The following is a 15,805-nucleotide window of genomic DNA, read 5'->3' on the forward strand; positions in this document are numbered from 1 at the left end:
AAAAGACGCAGGTTTCGAGGTATTTTTTGCTGTTGACAGCCGGGCTCACTCCAATAAGTAGCGGCGATCTTCCAACAGCAAAAGCAGACTGATGAAATTCGGGTCAAGCGGCGTTCGGGGTTTGGCTTCCGAATTGGTTGGAAGGCCAAGCGGACTTTATACCGAGGGTTTTGCCCGGCGCTTGCGGTCGACCGGATTTCAGCAAGGCAAGGTCTTCGTCGGGCGCGACTTGCGCGACAGCAGTCAAGCGATTGCCGAAGACTGTATGGCCGCGCTGGCCGCAACCGGGTTCCAGCCGGTCGATTGCGGTCCGATCCCCACACCCGCGCTTGCCTTTTATGCCCGCCGGCACGACGCCGCGGCGCTTATGGTGACCGGCTCGCATATTCCCGCCGACCGCAACGGCATCAAGTTCTACGGGCCGAAGGGCGAAATCGACAAGGCGGATGAGGCCGCAATCACCAGCCATGTCGCTGACCTGTCGGACCAATATCCGTGGCCGCCACCCCATGCGGACTGGCAAACCGGCCACGAACAGGCGCTCGCGGCTTTTCGAGACCGTGTCGATGGTATTCTTGCCCCTCGCGCTCTTTCCGGAATGAGGCTCGGCGTCTACCAGCACAGCACGGTTGCGGCGGAGCTGCTGGTCGAGATCCTGCGATCCTACGGCGCGGAAGTGATCCCCGTCGGGAAAACAGAGGTTTTCGTGCCCGTCGATACGGAGGCCGTCGGCCAGGCAACGATGGCGAAGGTGAAAGACTGGGTGCGCGAATTCAAATTCGACGCCGTGCTCTCGGCCGATGCCGACGCCGATCGCCCTCTCATCATTGACGAAGAAGGCGAACTGTTCCGCGGCGACCTGATCGGGCTCGCCACGGCGCTCTTCCTGCGGGCCGACATCGTGGTGACGCCGGTCACCTCCAACTCAGGCATCTCCGAGGCTTTCGGATTCAACGTCAAGAGAACGAAGGTCGGATCCCCTTTTGTCATCGAGGGAATGAACGCGGCACGGCAGGCAGGCGGCATCGTTGTCGGCTTCGAAGCCAATGGCGGGGTTCTTCTGGGATCGGACTGCCCGGTGAACGGCAGGGTTTTGTCCGCGCTGCCGACACGGGATTCATTTTTGCCGATCCTGGCGGTGCTGGGCACGATGGCATCGACTGGAAAATCGCTGTCCAGCCTGCGCGAAACCTGGAATCTTCCGGTCTGCGCCAGCGAGCGGCTCGAGAATTTCCCTATCGAGAAATCGCGCGGCTTGATGCGAAGGCTCACCGGCCACGACGCGCTGCAGCAATTCCTTGCCCCCTTCGGCACCGTCGCGGATGTCGACGAGACCGACGGTCTCAGGGCGCGAATGGCCAGCGGCGAGATCATCCACCTGCGGCCTTCCGGCAACGCTCCTGAATTTCGTTGCTATGCCGAGGCCGCCAGCCACGACAGGGCGACTGAAATTGTGGCAATAGCCCTCGAACGGGCGCGGGACAGCACAGAGGCCGTACAATAGCGGGATAATCCCTTCGTCGTCGGCAACGAAACAAGATCACGACTCCGAGCGGCGTCACAACAGTCCATTCGGCACGCTTTCCACATACAGGTAACGGCGATTGTACGACCGTCAGGTCTGTATTGAGCCGTTGAGAACATAGGCGTACAGGACAAATTACCGGAGCTGGAGTATTCATGGCAAGGACAGCATTGATAACCGGTATTACCGGACAGGACGGTGCTTATCTGACGGAGTTCCTGCTCTCAAAAGGCTATGAGGTACACGGACTCGCGCGGAGATCGAGCACATCCGACCTCAATGTCTCGCGCCTGAAATGGTTGGGCATCGAAAAAGACGTGCGGATCGTGGATGGAAACCTGACCGACTTGTCGGGCCTGGCTCGAACCATGCGCGAGGTAAAGCCGGACGAGGTCTACAATCTCGCAGCTCAGTCCTTCGTCAAGGCGTCGTGGCAACAACCGATACTGACGGGCAATGTCACCGGCATAGGTGTAACCAATGTTCTTGAGGCGCTTCGGCTTGAAGCGCCCCAGGCCCGCTTCTACCAGGCTTCGTCGTCGGAAATGTTCGGACTTGTCCGAGAACCGATCCAATCGGAGGCCACGCCTTTCCATCCGCGTTCTCCTTACGCAGTGGCAAAGCTTTACGGACACTGGATCACCATCAACTACCGTGAGAGCTTCGGCCTGCATGCTTCCAGCGGGATATTGTTCAATCACGAATCGCCGCTTCGGGGCATCGAGTTCGTGACGCGCAAGGTCACCGACGCGGTGGCGCGCATAAAAAGAGGCATGATCGACGAATTGCGACTCGGTAACATCGACGCGAAACGCGACTGGGGTCACTCGAAGGACTATGTCCGTGCAATGTGGCTGATGTTGCAGCAGGATGAACCGGACGACTTTGTCATAGCCACGGGCAGGACAACAACAGTGCGCGACATGTGCCGCATCGCCTTTGAGCATGTGGGGCTGAAGATGGATGACTATCTGGTGGTCGATCCTGGTCTCTTCAGGCCAGCGGAAGTCGATATCCTGCTCGGAAACCCAGCCAAGGCAAAGGCGGAAATGGGATGGGAGGCGACAATTTCGCTCGAAGAGATGATCCGTGAGATGGTGGACGCCGATCTTGAGCGTCATCGCAGCCAATGAGCAGTGAGTGACCGCAACCTCTTTTTGCCGGCATGGTCGAATTGTTGATGACGCATCGCATCCTTGTCACCGGCGCCAGCGGTTTTGTTGGCAAGGCTCTCTTGCAGTTGCTGGAGAGTGAGTATGTAGGCTGCGAGGTTTTCCCGCTCGGGCAAGGCGAGGGGCGACGTGACCCGATCGACATACGCGACCAGGAGGGGGTCGACCGCGCCGTCCGCGAAATTCAGCCCACGGCTCTCATCCATTTGGCGGCGGTAGCCGCGCCTTCCGAGGCAAGAAGCGCGCCGCGACATGCCTGGGACGTCAACGTGACGGGAACGATGAACCTGGCGGAATCCCTGATGCGTCACGTTCCCCAGGCCCGGTTCGTCCATGTCGGCAGTTCGGAAGCCTATGGAGCATCCCTCAGCAGCATGCCTGTAACCGAACAGGCGCCGCTTCGACCGGTGAATATCTATGGCGCCACCAAAGCAGCCGCCGATCTCATGATCGGGCAGATGTGCTATGACGGCCTGCGCGCTATTCGCTTCCGCCCATTCAACCACATCGGCCCGGGTCAGTCAGACACTTACGTTGTACCCGACTTTGCGCATCAGGTGGCTGGAATCTTGTCCGGCAAGAGCGACCCGGTCATCCATGTCGGAAATATTGAAGTCGAGCGTGACTTTCTCGATGTCCGAGACGTAGTACGCGCCTATGCGATTGCTGCGACAGAAGACCATGATGCCGGACCTGACTGTGTCTACAACATCGCATCCGGACAGCCTCGCGCGATTAGAGATATCCTAAACGCCATTGTCTCGCAGTCGGGCGTCGACATCGAAGTACGCATAGAGCCGCAAAAACTTCGTGCGAACCAGATTCCTGTCGCTGTCGGTGACGCGTCAAAGGCTCGCCGGGAGCTCAACTGGGCGCCCCGCGTGCCTTTCGAGCAATCAGTGGCCGATATCTTAGAATACTGGCGGCAGATAGCAGCGGCGGCTGACGGCAGCGTGCCGCCTCGTACCGGTGTCCAGCAGGCGCGCCAATGATTTCGATCTTTCCAATGGCCGAGCCCTATGCCCAGTTCTACGCCCGGCTGGGCAATCATGGCGCTTAGACGGTAGCGGCAGATTGCCGTCGCGTTTCGTGCATAGCTGCCATTGAGCTTTGCTCCGCCTCGTCCTATAAGGCCGCGCGCAGCGGGCGCCTGCTGGGGCGTCGCCAAGTGGTAAGGCATCGGTTTTTGGTACCGACATTCCCAGGTTCGAATCCTGGCGCCCCAGCCAATCTCCAAGAAAATGCCAACCTCGACCGAGTGACCGCCCACGCCCTCCTGAAGCCTCGCACGGGTGACGGGAGCCCCGCCGGACATCAGGCGCCGTCGATGGCGATTGCAGCGGTCGACAGGATTAATGCATGTCGCCCAGAAGTGTGCAGCGGTTCTGGGACAACGACATGCATCAAAAACAAAGACCTAAAGCGCGTCGCCTGAATCCGGTTCAGCGCGACGCGCTTTAGGCTCAGCATCGACAACGCCGCGCGGACAATATCTGAGAGCTCGCAGCGATTACGAAGCGCCGTCCATCCTGCGTAAGCGGAAGCGGACCTCCCGCGTTGCCCTCGGTTGCGAGGAAGCGTTTCGCCGGCGAGGTCAACTCCGCCTCCTGCAGGCGGCGATGAAACAGACCGCAAGCGGGGCGGGCTGAGCGCCGCGAGTCGGGCGGGATGCCGCGAACGCGCAAAACATCGGCTTAAACCTTTTCCGCCGACAGGCGTTGTTCGTTCCAGGCGGACCGAGCGACCGACGGCGGAGAGGTTCAACCGATGTATTTCATGGCATTGGCCACCGACTATGACGGCACGCTGGCGCATGACGGGCTGGTCAGCGCAAGCACGGTCTCGGCGCTGGAGACGCTGAAGAAATCCGGCCGAAAACTCATCTTGGTCACCGGCCGCGAGCTGCCCGATCTCAAGGAGGTGTTTCCCGAACTTTCCCTGTTCGACAAGGTGGTCGCCGAAAACGGCGCGCTGATCTACACGCCGGCCAGCGAGGAAGAGCGTACGATCGCCCCCTCGCCTTCAACCGATCTCATCGACAGGCTGAAGAAGCGCGGCGTGAAGCCGCTTACCGTCGGCCGCTCGATCGTCGCCACCTGGGAGCCGCACCAGGCGACGGTGCTCGACGTCATCAGGAAACTCGGGCTGGAGCTGGAGATCATCTTCAACAAGGGCGCCGTGATGATCCTGCCTTCCGGCATCAACAAGGCGACCGGACTGGCGGCGGCGCTCGAGGACCTGAAGCTGTCGCCGCACAACGTCGTTGCGGTGGGCGATGCCGAGAACGACCACGCCTTCCTCAGGGCCTCGGGCTGTGGCGTCGCGGTCGCCAACGCGCTCCCCGCCGTCAAGGAAACCGCCGACCTCGTAACCAGGGAGATGCGCGGCAGGGGCGTCGAGGAACTGATCCGCAAACTGGACAAGCGCGATCACCTGATTGCCAAGAAGCGCCAGCGCGGCGTTCTGCTTGGAACCTCCCGCGGCAAGGAGATCCATCTGTCGCCGACGGAGACGGTCCTGATCGCCGGAAGCTCGGGCATCGGCAAATCGACCTTAGCCACGGCGCTCACCGAGCGGCTCACCGAGAAAGGTTTGCAGTTCTGCATTTTCGATCCAGAAGGCGACTATGACGGGCTGAAGGGCGCCGTGCCGGTCGGTAATGGCTCGACCGCGCCGAACAAAGAGCAGTTGCTGGAGCTGATCGAAAAGCCTGAGACCAATGTCGTGGTCAACGGGCTGGCGCTGAAGGTCGATGAGCGTCCCGGTTTCTTTGCCGAATTGCTGCCTGGCCTCGGCAATGTCCGCTATCGCACGGCAAGGCCGCACTGGCTGATCATCGACGAGGCGCATCACTTGATGCCCAAACGTCGCGGTGATACGCGATCCGTGCTTTCGATCGAGCTGCCCGGCACGGTGCTGATCACCGTCCATCCGGAGGCAATCTCCACCGATGCGCTGCGCCTGGTGACGGCGGTGATCGCGCTCGGCCCACAGGCGAAAAACGTCATCAGGACCTTCTGCAAGGAAATCGGACTGCCGGCGCCAAAGAACCTTCCCTCGCCGAAGGGTGACCGCGTGCTGTTCTGGCGGCCGCACGACGACAGAAAACCGTTCACGGTCAAGGCGATCGAGCCCAGCCAGTCGCTAAAGCGGCACAGCCGCAAATATGCCGAAGGCGAGCTCGACGAGGCAGGCAGCTTCTATTTCACCGGGCCGAAGAAGGCGATGAACCTCAGAGCCCACAATCTCATCATCTTCGCCCAGATGGCGGAAGGCATCGACGACAAGACCTGGGAACATCACCTGCGCGCCGGCGACTATTCCAAATGGTTCCGCCATCAGATCAGGGACAAGGACCTCGCCCGCGAAACGGCCGAGGCGGAGAAGGACAAGACATTGTCGGCCGACGAGAGCCGCAAGCTGGTGATCGAGGCCGTGCGCCGCCGCTATACGGCGCCTGCCACGGCTCCGGAGAAGTAGATCGTAGATCGGTTCCCACCCGGTCTAATGCATGTCGCCCAGAAGTATCCGCGGTTCTGGGCGACATGCATAATAACAAGGACTTAAAGCGCGTCGCCTGAATCCGTTTCGGCGCGACACGCTTTAAGTTCTCAGCTCGCCTCGCGCATCGCCTCGGCGGCCTGTAGGTCGACCGAGACCAGTTGGCTGACGCCCTGCTCGGCCATGGTGACGCCGAACAGCCGGTCCATGCGCGCCATGGTGATCGGATTGTGGGTGATGATGACGAAGCGCGTTTCGGTCGTCTTCGACATCTCGTCCATCAGATTGCAGAAGCGCTCGACATTGTGGTCGTCGAGCGGCGCGTCGACCTCGTCGAGCACGCAGATCGGCGCCGGATTGGTGAGGAACACGGCGAAGATCAGCGACATCGCGGTCAGCGCCTGCTCGCCGCCGGAAAGCAGCGTCATGGTCTGCGGCTTCTTGCCGGGCGGACGGGCGAGGATTTCGAGCCCCGCTTCCAGCGGATCTTCCGACTCGATCAGCTGCAGCTCGGCCGTGCCGCCGCCGAACAGATGCGAGAACAGCCGCTGGAAATGGCCGTTGACCACCTCGAAGGCCGACAGCAGCCGCTCGCGGCCCTCGCGATTGAGGCTCTGGATCGCCTGGCGCAGCTTGCGGATCGCCTCGATGATGTCCTCGCGCTCGGAAACGATGGTCTCCAGACGCTCCGACAACTCCTTCTGCTCCTCCTCGGCGCGCAAATTGACGGCGCCGAGCCGCTCGCGCTCTATCTTCAGCCGGTCGAGCTGGCGCTCGATATCGGCCATGTCGGGCATCGGATCGTCGGCTTCGAGCCCGGTATGCTTGATGACCAGATGCGGCGGCGTGTTCAGCGCTTCCTGGATGCGGGCCTCGACCTCGGCGCGGCGTTCATCCGCCGCGGTGAGCCGCTCCTCGGCGCGGACGCGGGTTTCGCGCGACTCGGCGAGCGACTGGATGGCGGCGGTGGCTGCCTTGTCGAGCTCGGCCTGCTTGTTTTCCGCCTCCTGCAGGCGGTCGCCGGCCGCCTGGCGCAGCGCCTCGGCCTCGGAAAGCTGCGTCAGCAGGGCGCGGCGCTTGGCGTCGATCTCGTCCGGTGCATCGGCAAGCCTCTCGCGCTCGGCTTCGGCCTCGGCCTTGCGTTCGCCAAGGGCGGCGATCTGCGTCGAGGCGTTTTCGGCGCGCTCCAGCCAGTTCTTGCGCTCGGCACCGATGGCGTCCAGCCGGCGAATGCGCGCCTCGGCCTCGCGCCTCAAGCCTTCATGCACGGCGCGCGCATCGGCAAGCGTGGCGCGGTCGCGCGAGACATTGGCGGAAGCCTGTTCGAGCTGCAATTGGAGATCGCAGAGATCGGGCGCGTCCTTCAGCATGTCCTCGGCTTCGAGGAAAGCGGCTTGTGTTTCCTCATGGCTGTCGACGATGCGTGCGCGGGCGTCATCCAAGGCAGCGCGCCGGCTCACCAACTCGCCGCCGGCCTTCTCGGCCTCGGCCAGCGCGTTGCGGGCGGCATCCAGCGCATGCTGGGCGTCGCGGCCGGCCTGGCGCGCATTGCGCTCGGCCTCGCTTGCCTGGCGCATCGCCTGCTCGGCGCGCGCCAGCGCTTCCTCGGCCTCGCGCACGACGCGCGTGGCCTGCACGGCTTCGGCATCGAGCTCGGCCAGACGGTTCTTCTGCGCCAGCCGCTGCGCGGCGGCGGTCGGGGCATCGGCGCTTGCCGTCAGACCGTCCCAGCGCCACAGCGCGCCGTCGCGGCTGACCAGCCGCTGGCCGGGAGCCAGAAGCGCCTGCAGGCGGCGCCCGTCGGCGGCGTCGACGATACCGATCTGCGCCAGGCGGCGGGCAAGCTGCGTCGGCGCACGCACAACGCTTGCCAGGCTCTTCACGCCTTCGGGCAGCGCCGCGTCGCCGGGCTGGACCGCGCTCTCGCCCCAATGCACTGGCGCGCTGCGGTCAAGCGGGACGTCGAGATCTTCGCCAAGGGCTGCACCGAGCGCCGTTTCGTAGCCGCGCTCGACGCTGATCTGCTCCAGCACCGACGGAAAGAGATCGCCGCTCGCAGCGCTGAGGATCTTCGCCAGCGTGCGCGCTTCGGTCTCGATGCGCGCGAGTTCCGCCCTTGCATCCTGCAGCGGAGGCCTTGCCGCGCTTTCGGCGGCGCGGGCCTCGGCGACCGCCTGCTCGGCGGCAATAGTGCCGGCCTCGCTCTCCTCCAGCCGGGCAGCCGCATCCTCGACCAGCAGCCGCTTCTCGGCGGGATCGGGCAGGCCGGAAATCCGCGCGACGATATCGGAGAGCTCGCGGTCGACCTCGGCGAGCTGGCGGGCGAAGCGGTCGCGGCGCTCGGCGGTCTCGCGCAAAGTGCGCTCGATCTGATTGCGCGAGGCAGCCGCCTCGGCGCGTTCGGCGGTCAGCGCGGCAAGCCTTGCCTCGCTTTGCGACAGCGTTGCGCCGGCCCGTTCGAAAGCAGCGCGCGTGGTCGCCTCGCGCTCGGCGGCACCGGCGTTTTCCGAATTGAGCTCGGCTTCCTCGGTGCGCAGGCGCTCGAGGATGTCGGCATTGTCGCGCACCATCCGCTCCTCGCGGGCGATGTCGCCATCGAGTTGCTGCAAGCGGCGTTCGAGTTCGGCCTGGCGAGCGCGAATGCGGCCGGCCTCTTCCTCGATCTGCGTCTTGGCGATCGACAGGCGCTGGAAGGCGGCGGCAGCGGCGGCCTCCGCGTCGCGCAGGTCCGGCAGCCGGTGCGCGGCGATGCCCTGTTCCCTGGCGGCCGCCATCTGGGCGGCAGCGCGGTCGCCGACCAGCGTGGTGGCGACGGCAAGCGCGGAACGCGCCTCGCCTTCCTGGGTTTTTGCCAGCGTCCAGCGCAGATGCAGCAGTGTCGCTTCGGCCTTGCGGATATCGGCCGAGAGGTTCTTGAAGCGCGAGGCCTGGCGCGCCTGGCGCTTCAGGCTCTCGATCTGGCCCTCCAGCTCGCCGACGACGTCGTCCAGCCGCTCGAGGTTCTGTTCGGCCGCCTTCAGCCGAAGTTCCGCCTCATGGCGGCGCGTGTGCAGGCCGGAAATGCCGGCGGCTTCTTCGAGCAGCGCGCGGCGAGCCTGGGGTTTCGCCTGGATCAACTCGCCGATGCGGCCCTGCCCGACCATTGAGGGCGAGCGCGCGCCGGTCGACTGGTCGGCGAACAGAAGCTGCACGTCCTTGGCGCGGGCTTCCTTGCCGTTGATGCGGTAGAGCGAGCCGGCCTCACGCTCGATGCGGCGCGACACCTGCAATTCATCGGCGTCGTTGAAGGCGGCGGGCGCGGTGCGGTCGGTGTTGTCGAGGAAAAGCGTGACCTCGGCGGTGTTGCGCGCCGGACGCGCACCGGAGCCTGAGAAGATCACGTCGTCCATGCCGGACGCGCGCATGTTCTTGTAGGAGCTTTCGCCCATCACCCAGCGGAGCGCTTCGACGAGGTTCGACTTGCCGCAGCCGTTCGGCCCGACAATGCCGGTCAGCCCGCGTTCGATGACGAACTCGCCGGGCTCGACGAAGGATTTGAAACCGAGGAGGCGAAGGCGCGAAAATTTCATTCGCGCCGCCCAACACTGCAGGCCAAGGCGCCGAAGCCGGACCGCTTCGGCGCGGCCTGGATGTCAGAGCAGAGGGTCGATGATGGCCGACATTTCCTCAATCGACATCGCCCCTTTGTAGGTCTTTCCGTTGATGAAGAAGGTCGGCGTCGAGTCGACCTTGAACTCGTCCGCTCCGCGTTTCTGGACTGCTCTCACATCGTCCAGAAGTTTCTGGTCCGTCAAGCAGGACTCAAAGGACTCCTGTGTAAAACCGGCGAGCTTGGAGATCTGCAGCAGCGCTTCCTTGGTGTTGTTGACGCCAACCCAGCTCGGCTGCTGCTTGAACAGCACGTCGACCATGGCGAAGTAGTTGTCCTTGGAGCAGCGCGCCAGCATGAAGCCGGCCTCGGCGCTCGGATCGAACGGGAATTCGCGCAGGATGTAACGGGCCTTGCCGGTGTCGATGTACTTGGTCTTCAACTCAGGGAAGGCGGTCATCGCGAAATGCGCGCAATGCGGGCAGGTCATCGACGCGTATTCGACGATGGTGACCTTGGCATCGTCCTTGCCGAGCTGCTTTTCGGGCAGCGCGCCGGGCTTCAGCAGTTGCGCCATGTCGACGGTGCCTTGCGCCTCCGGCACCTGGGCCGCCGCCGGCGTGGCGGCCGGCTTGGCAGGCGTCGACGGGTTGGCGGGCTTCACATCGGCGGCCTTCGCCTGCTCGCCGGAGTCGCTGCATGCGGCAAGCAGCGCCACTGCAGGAACAGCGGCCAGCGTGGTCAGAAGGTTTCTGCGGGACAAGCTTTTGCCAGACGGGGCACGGTTCATGCGAATCACCTGATATCGGTTGGATTTTGCAATGCAAGGGCTAGAAAAGGCGAGAGTTGGCGCGAATTAAGGCATCGCGATCCCCAATCCAATCGCGAAACTCGATCGTCGGCATCACGAATGCGCGAGATTGGTGACGCATTCATGACGCTTCTTACGACCCTTTGGGCTTCCTTTCACCCATAATTGTGGCGCCGAGCCGCTCCAGCGAAGCACGCAGGCCGTCATCCTCGATCTTGCCGACGATGCGCGAAAGCTTCGATTTCTCCGCCTCGCTCAAAGGTCGTGGCGCCGGCTTCGGCCGGGCTTTTTGCGACAGAACCGGCTTTTGCAGAATCTTGATGCGGCCGATCGCGTTGAAGCCCAGGAAGGCGTTGACGCGGTTGATGACCTCGCCGGCCTCGTGCTGCAGATGGAGCGCCGCCATGCCCTCGCAGGCTATGATCAGTGTCGCCGGCTCGAACGGGTCGTCCTCATGCAGGCGGCGCGGCCACTGGATCTTTTCCGGCCGCGAGTGGCTGGCAAGGCGCGGCCCGGCGATCTCTTCCCAAGACTGCACCAGCCCGATCGAGATGCCGGCGCGCTTCTTCAGCACCGGATCGAGGATCGCGGTCGCGAGATCGCTCACCGGAACGGGATTGCCGAAGGGCCTTTTCCCTGCCATGTGCGTTCTCCAGTCCCCAACTCATCCGATCAATGGCACCGCTCGATCAGACCCGCAAGGCATCACATAAGCCCGCGTCCGGCGATACGGACATCGGGTCCCGCCTGCTTGCCTGGTACGACGCGCATCACCGCGACCTGCCCTGGCGCGTGACGCCGGTCGCGTTTGCGCGTGGCGCAAGAGCCGACCCCTATCGCGTCTGGCTGTCCGAGGTGATGCTACAACAGACCACGGTCGAGGCGGTAAAAGCCTATTTCCGCCACTTCGTCGAGAAATGGCCGACGGTCGAGGCGCTGGCGGCGGCGCCCGCCGAGGACGTGATGAAGGCCTGGGCCGGGCTCGGCTATTATTCCAGGGCGCGCAACCTGAAGGCCTGCGCCGACCTCGTGGCGCTACGGGGCGGCCGCTTTCCCGACACCGAGGCCGGCCTGCGCGAATTGCCGGGAATCGGCGCCTATACCGCGGCGGCGATCGCGGCGATCGCTTTCGACCGGCCGGCGGCGGTCGTCGACGGCAATGTCGAGCGGGTCATGACCCGGCTCCATTCGATCGAAACGCCGCTCAGCGAAGCCAAGCCGGAAATCCGCGCGCTGGTGGAGAAGCTGGTGCCGCAGACGCGGCCCGGCGACTTCGCCCAGGCCATGATGGACCTCGGCGCGACGATCTGCACGCCGAAGCGGCCGCGCTGCATGCTCTGCCCGGTCCGCCAGGATTGCAGCGCCATTCTCACCGGCGATCCGGAACGTTTCCCGGTCCGCCTGCCGAAAGACGACAAGCCGCTGCGCAAGGGTGCTGCCTTCGTCGCCGAGCGCTGTGACGGCGCCATCCTGCTGCGCAAGCGGCCGGAGAAGGGCTTGCTCGGAGGCATGACCGAGGTGCCGACGACCGGCTGGACGGCGCGGGTTGACGGAGCCACGACGATCGACGCCGCGCCTTTTCCAGCAGATTGGCGGCGCGCTGGGCAGATCGGGCATGTCTTCACCCACTTCGCGCTCGAACTCGAAATCTTTCATTCCCATGTCAAAGGCGATGCGCCGGCCGGGCATTTCTGGTCGCTGGCCCATGAAATTTCCGGGGAAGCGCTGCCCACCGTCATGAAAAAGGTAATCGAGGCGGCGATACCGGGAGCGACGAAAAACCGTCGCCACGCAGTGTAAAGAGGCCCACAATGACCGAAATCCGCCATATCGTGTTCGACATCGGCAAGGTGCTGGTCCATTACGATCCGGACATCCCGTTCAGCCGCCTGATCCCGGATGCCGAAGAGCGAAAGTGGTTCTTCGACAATGTCTGCACCAGCGCCTGGAATCTCGAGCAGGACCGCGGCCGTGGCTGGGAAGAAGCAGAGTCATTGCTGATCGCCGAGCATCCCGATCACGCCGAGAACATCCGCAACTTCCGTCGCTACTGGCACGAGATGGTGCCGCACGCCTATGAGGACAGCGTCGCCATCATGCTTGGCCTGATCGAGAGCGGCCATGACGTGACCATGCTGACCAACTTCGCCGCCGACACGCTTGCCGAAGCGCGGCAGCGTTTCGACTTTCTCAACCGGCCACGCGGCGTGACCGTGTCGGCCGACATCCGGAAGATCAAGCCCGACCGCGGCATCTACGACCATCACGTGAACGCGTTCGGCCTTGAGCCATCAGCCACGCTGTTCATCGACGACAGCCAGAAGAATGTCGACGGCGCCAAGGCCGCCGGCTGGCAGGCGGTGCTGTTCACCGACGCAAGGACGCTTAAAGCGGACCTTGAGCGGTTTGGGATTACCGCCTGAACTGAATCGCTTGCAGCGATCCGTTGAAGTCTTGATTCAAGAGCGATTTAACGCAATTCCGGACGGAAGCTACGGCGAAGCCGCCGAGCCTGACCGCTGCGCACTTTTCCTGGAATTGCTCTGGTTCAGGCCCCTGCCCGCTCCATGCCGAGGCGGGCGATGCGGCGCAGTTCGTCGATCGGGGTCAATCCGCCGCTGCGTTCATAGTGCCAGAAGGTCCAGCCGTTGCATGCATCCAGCCCCTGCACTTCGGCGCCGATCTTGTGGATCGAGCCGGCGCTGTCGCCGATCGCCAGCGTGCCGTCGGCGCGCACCTTTGCCGCCCAGCGCTTCTTGGCGTCGTAGAGCGTGGCGCCCGGCACGACCAGGCCGTTGTCTATCAGGCTGATGAAGGCGACACGCGGTTCGGCGCGCTTGCCGGAAAGCACGGTGAGATCGGCGTTTTCCAGCGGGCGCACAGCGGCGATGCGCTCATTGGCGGCGTCGATATAGGCCTGCTCGCGCTCGATGCCGACAAAGTGGCGGCCGAGGCGCTTGGCGACCGCGCCAGTGGTGCCGGAGCCGAAGAAGGGATCGAGCACGACGTCGCCCGGCCTGGTCGAAGCCATCATGATGCGGGCAAGCAGAGCTTCCGGCTTCTGCGTCGGATGCAGCTTGTTGCCGTTCTCGTCCTTCAGGCGTTCGCCGCCGGTGCAGATCGGGAACAGCCAGTCGGAGCGCATCTGCAAATCGTCGTTCGAGGCCTTCAGGGCCTCATAGTTGAAGGTGTAACCCTTGGCCTTCTGGTCGCGCGAGGCCCAGATCATCGTCTCATGCGCGTTCTGGAAGCGGCGGCCGCGGAAATTCGGCATCGGATTGGTCTTGCGCCAGACGATGTCGTTGAGGATCCAGAAGCCGAGATCCTGCATGCGGGCGCCAACGCGGAAAATGTTGTGGTAGGAGCCGATGACCCAGATGGTGCCGCTCGGCTTCAGCACGCGGCGCGCCGCGAGCAGCCAGGCCCGGGTGAAAGCGTCATAGGCCTCAAAACTCTCGAACTGGTCCCAGTCGTCGTCGACGGCGTCGACCTTGGACTGGTCGGGCCGGTGCAGGTCGCCGTCGAGCTGCAAATTGTAGGGCGGGTCGGCGAAAATGATGTCGATCGACTTTTCCGGCAGCCGGTCGAGCGCGGCGACGCAATCGCCTTTCAGGATGGTGTCCAGCCATTCGGACTGCTGGGGAGCATGGGAAAGCTCGTCGAGGAGACGCACAGCAGACATCAAAACACCCAAAAATACGCGTTACGGTTTACTGGCTGTTATGGTTACCGATCAGCGTAAACATTCGGTGAAGGCCCGAAGCCGGGCTCCCGAGGTTTGCGAAGGCCGGCCCATTGGTGTATGCCGCGCCGCTTGGGCCAGCCAGGCCATTTTCTTCCAACGTTTCCGGATTGCCATGCCCCAGCCAGATCTTGTCATTTTCGATTGCGACGGCGTGCTCGTCGATTCCGAAATCATCGCCGCGCGCGTCGAGGCCGACCTCCTGACGTCGGCCGGATTCGAAATCTCGGCCGAGGAGCTTGCCGAGACCTATGCCGGCCTGACCTTCAAGGACATCATGCTGCGGGTCGAGGAAAAGTCGCAGATTCCGTTCCAGGCCTCGCTGATCGACCGTGCCGAGGAACTGGTCGACCGCAAGCTGCGCGCAGACGTGCGCATCATCGACGGCGCGCGCGAGGCGGTCGCGGCCGTCACCGCGCCTCGCGCCGTCTGCTCCAACTCGCGCACCGAGCGGGTCGAGTTCATGCTGGAGAAGGTGCGGCTGCTGCCGTTCTTCGCCGGCCGCATCTTTTCGGGCCTCGATATTCCCAGCAAGAAGACCAAGCCGGCGCCGGACGTGTTCCTCTACGCCGCCGATAAGCTCGGCGCCAACCCGAAGAACACTTTCGTCATCGAGGATTCCGTGCATGGCATCGCCGGCGCCCGGGCGGCCGGCATGCGCGTCATCGGCTTCACCGGCGCCGGGCACAGCTATCCAGGCCATGCCGATGCGCTGACCGAGGCCGGCGCCGAGACGGTCATCCGCCGCTGGGCGGAACTCAACAGCACGATCGCTGCGCTGTCGGAGTGGTCCGAGGACGCCTGAGACACTACCGGTTCTTTATGACTGCGCAGGCAGACGCAAACCGGACGCTGTCTCTCAATCCAGGCCTGCCGCTCTCCGAAGAGCATCGTTCATGCGCGTTTGCCATCCGGTGCCGCCTGCCTTGAAACGCTCGACCACGTCAGGGTCGAGTCGAAGGAGGACCGCCAGTTTGGCGTTTGACAGTCGGGGGCGACCTCGCCTGATCAGATTCGGCTGGGCATCCGGATCGGTCCGCGCCGCTGCAGTTATAGCAGCGTCTTCCTCACCACTGTTGAAAGCTGCCTTAATCCTATCCAGCAGAACAGCCGTCCGGTCTTCTTTGGCGGAACGATCCGGATTTCGGCCTTCCGCGTCGACGTGCCGCCGCTTAGTAGCCTCTTTCGATGTATGTGACATAGTTCCTGATCTCCGCGTTGGTAGCGCGCCTCAGGGAAATCACCCGGACGTTGCCGTCGCGCATCGTGTAAACGATGACATGGACCTTGTTGCCGATGAAACCGATGCCGACAAATCGCTCCTCGCCATAATCCTCGGTTGCATCCTCGAAGACCATTGCACCGTCAAAATCGAATTCCCGTGCGAGATCGAACGATACGCCATGCTTGAGCTTGTTTCGTTTCGCTTGCCCTCGTCCCACTCGAAATTCACGACGGGCTCCAT

At 63.5% G+C, this 15,805-nt stretch carries 13 protein-coding genes and 1 tRNA gene; 8 read left to right on the forward strand and 6 right to left on the reverse strand.

Annotation, left to right across the window (positions count from 1 at the left end; genetic code table 11):
• The first annotated feature begins 91 nt into the window (after positions 1–91).
• The 5 genes from RFM98_RS04430 to RFM98_RS04450 all read left to right on the forward strand — a co-directional run bounded on the left by RFM98_RS04430 (position 92) and on the right by RFM98_RS04450 (position 6,177).
• Positions 92–1,504, forward strand: coding sequence for a phosphomannomutase (locus RFM98_RS04430; RefSeq protein WP_320307701.1), 1,413 nt, complete (start codon positions 92–94; stop codon positions 1,502–1,504).
• 176 nt (positions 1,505–1,680) lie between these two features.
• A complete protein-coding gene (gene gmd / locus RFM98_RS04435) occupies positions 1,681–2,658 on the forward strand; it encodes a GDP-mannose 4,6-dehydratase (protein ID WP_320307702.1) in 978 nt (325 codons plus the stop codon).
• Between the two features lie 47 nt (positions 2,659–2,705).
• On the forward strand, positions 2,706–3,689 hold the full coding sequence (locus tag RFM98_RS04440; protein WP_320307703.1) for a GDP-mannose 4,6-dehydratase: 984 nt from the start codon (positions 2,706–2,708) through the stop codon (positions 3,687–3,689).
• A gap of 162 nt (positions 3,690–3,851) precedes the next feature.
• Positions 3,852–3,926: transfer RNA gene (locus tag RFM98_RS04445), tRNA-Gln, on the forward strand.
• A 538-nt stretch (positions 3,927–4,464) separates the two neighbouring features.
• On the forward strand, positions 4,465–6,177 hold the full coding sequence (locus tag RFM98_RS04450; protein WP_320307704.1) for an HAD family hydrolase: 1,713 nt from the start codon (positions 4,465–4,467) through the stop codon (positions 6,175–6,177).
• Between the two features lie 131 nt (positions 6,178–6,308).
• On the opposite strand, the gene smc is transcribed toward RFM98_RS04450, so the two are convergent.
• From smc to RFM98_RS04465, 3 genes are all read right to left on the reverse strand, one after another.
• Positions 6,309–9,767: a chromosome segregation protein SMC gene (gene smc, locus RFM98_RS04455; RefSeq protein ID WP_320307705.1), complete on the reverse strand. Its 3,459-nt coding sequence runs from the start codon at positions 9,765–9,767 to the stop codon at positions 6,309–6,311.
• 63 nt (positions 9,768–9,830) lie between these two features.
• Entirely contained in the window at positions 9,831–10,577 is a 747-nt protein-coding gene (locus RFM98_RS04460) for a DsbA family protein (RefSeq protein ID WP_320307706.1), read from the reverse strand.
• 154 nt (positions 10,578–10,731) lie between these two features.
• On the reverse strand, positions 10,732–11,241 hold the full coding sequence (locus tag RFM98_RS04465) for a DUF721 domain-containing protein (RefSeq protein ID WP_320307707.1): 510 nt from the start codon (positions 11,239–11,241) through the stop codon (positions 10,732–10,734).
• 32 nt (positions 11,242–11,273) lie between these two features.
• Between RFM98_RS04465 and mutY the strand changes: the two genes are divergently transcribed.
• Together mutY and RFM98_RS04475 are read left to right on the forward strand one after the other, a co-directional pair.
• Positions 11,274–12,398: an A/G-specific adenine glycosylase gene (mutY, locus tag RFM98_RS04470; RefSeq protein WP_320307708.1), complete on the forward strand. Its 1,125-nt coding sequence runs from the start codon at positions 11,274–11,276 to the stop codon at positions 12,396–12,398.
• Positions 12,399–12,409: 11 nt separating this feature from the next.
• The gene (locus tag RFM98_RS04475; protein WP_320307709.1) at positions 12,410–13,021 is read left to right on the forward strand and encodes an HAD family hydrolase; all 612 of its coding nucleotides are present in this window, start codon (positions 12,410–12,412) and stop codon (positions 13,019–13,021) included.
• 125 nt (positions 13,022–13,146) lie between these two features.
• On the opposite strand, the gene RFM98_RS04480 is transcribed toward RFM98_RS04475, so the two are convergent.
• The gene (locus RFM98_RS04480; RefSeq protein WP_320307710.1) at positions 13,147–14,280 is read right to left on the reverse strand and encodes a site-specific DNA-methyltransferase; all 1,134 of its coding nucleotides are present in this window, start codon (positions 14,278–14,280) and stop codon (positions 13,147–13,149) included.
• A gap of 175 nt (positions 14,281–14,455) precedes the next feature.
• Between RFM98_RS04480 and RFM98_RS04485 the strand changes: the two genes are divergently transcribed.
• Positions 14,456–15,145, forward strand: a complete 690-nt coding sequence (locus RFM98_RS04485; RefSeq protein WP_320307711.1) for an HAD family hydrolase — start codon at positions 14,456–14,458, stop codon at positions 15,143–15,145.
• A gap of 54 nt (positions 15,146–15,199) precedes the next feature.
• Here RFM98_RS04485 and RFM98_RS31330 read toward each other — a convergent pair whose 3' ends face one another.
• Positions 15,200–15,541, reverse strand: a complete 342-nt coding sequence (locus RFM98_RS31330; protein ID WP_430682250.1) for a BrnA antitoxin family protein — start codon at positions 15,539–15,541, stop codon at positions 15,200–15,202.
• Positions 15,513–15,782, reverse strand: coding sequence for a BrnT family toxin (locus RFM98_RS04495; RefSeq protein ID WP_320307712.1), 270 nt, complete (start codon positions 15,780–15,782; stop codon positions 15,513–15,515). The genes RFM98_RS31330 and RFM98_RS04495 overlap by 29 nt, the downstream gene beginning before the upstream one ends.
• Positions 15,783–15,805 lie beyond the last annotated feature (23 nt).

The sequence above is a fragment of the Mesorhizobium australafricanum genome, from assembly GCF_033977265.1.
Lineage (GTDB): Bacteria > Pseudomonadota > Alphaproteobacteria > Rhizobiales > Rhizobiaceae > Mesorhizobium > Mesorhizobium australafricanum.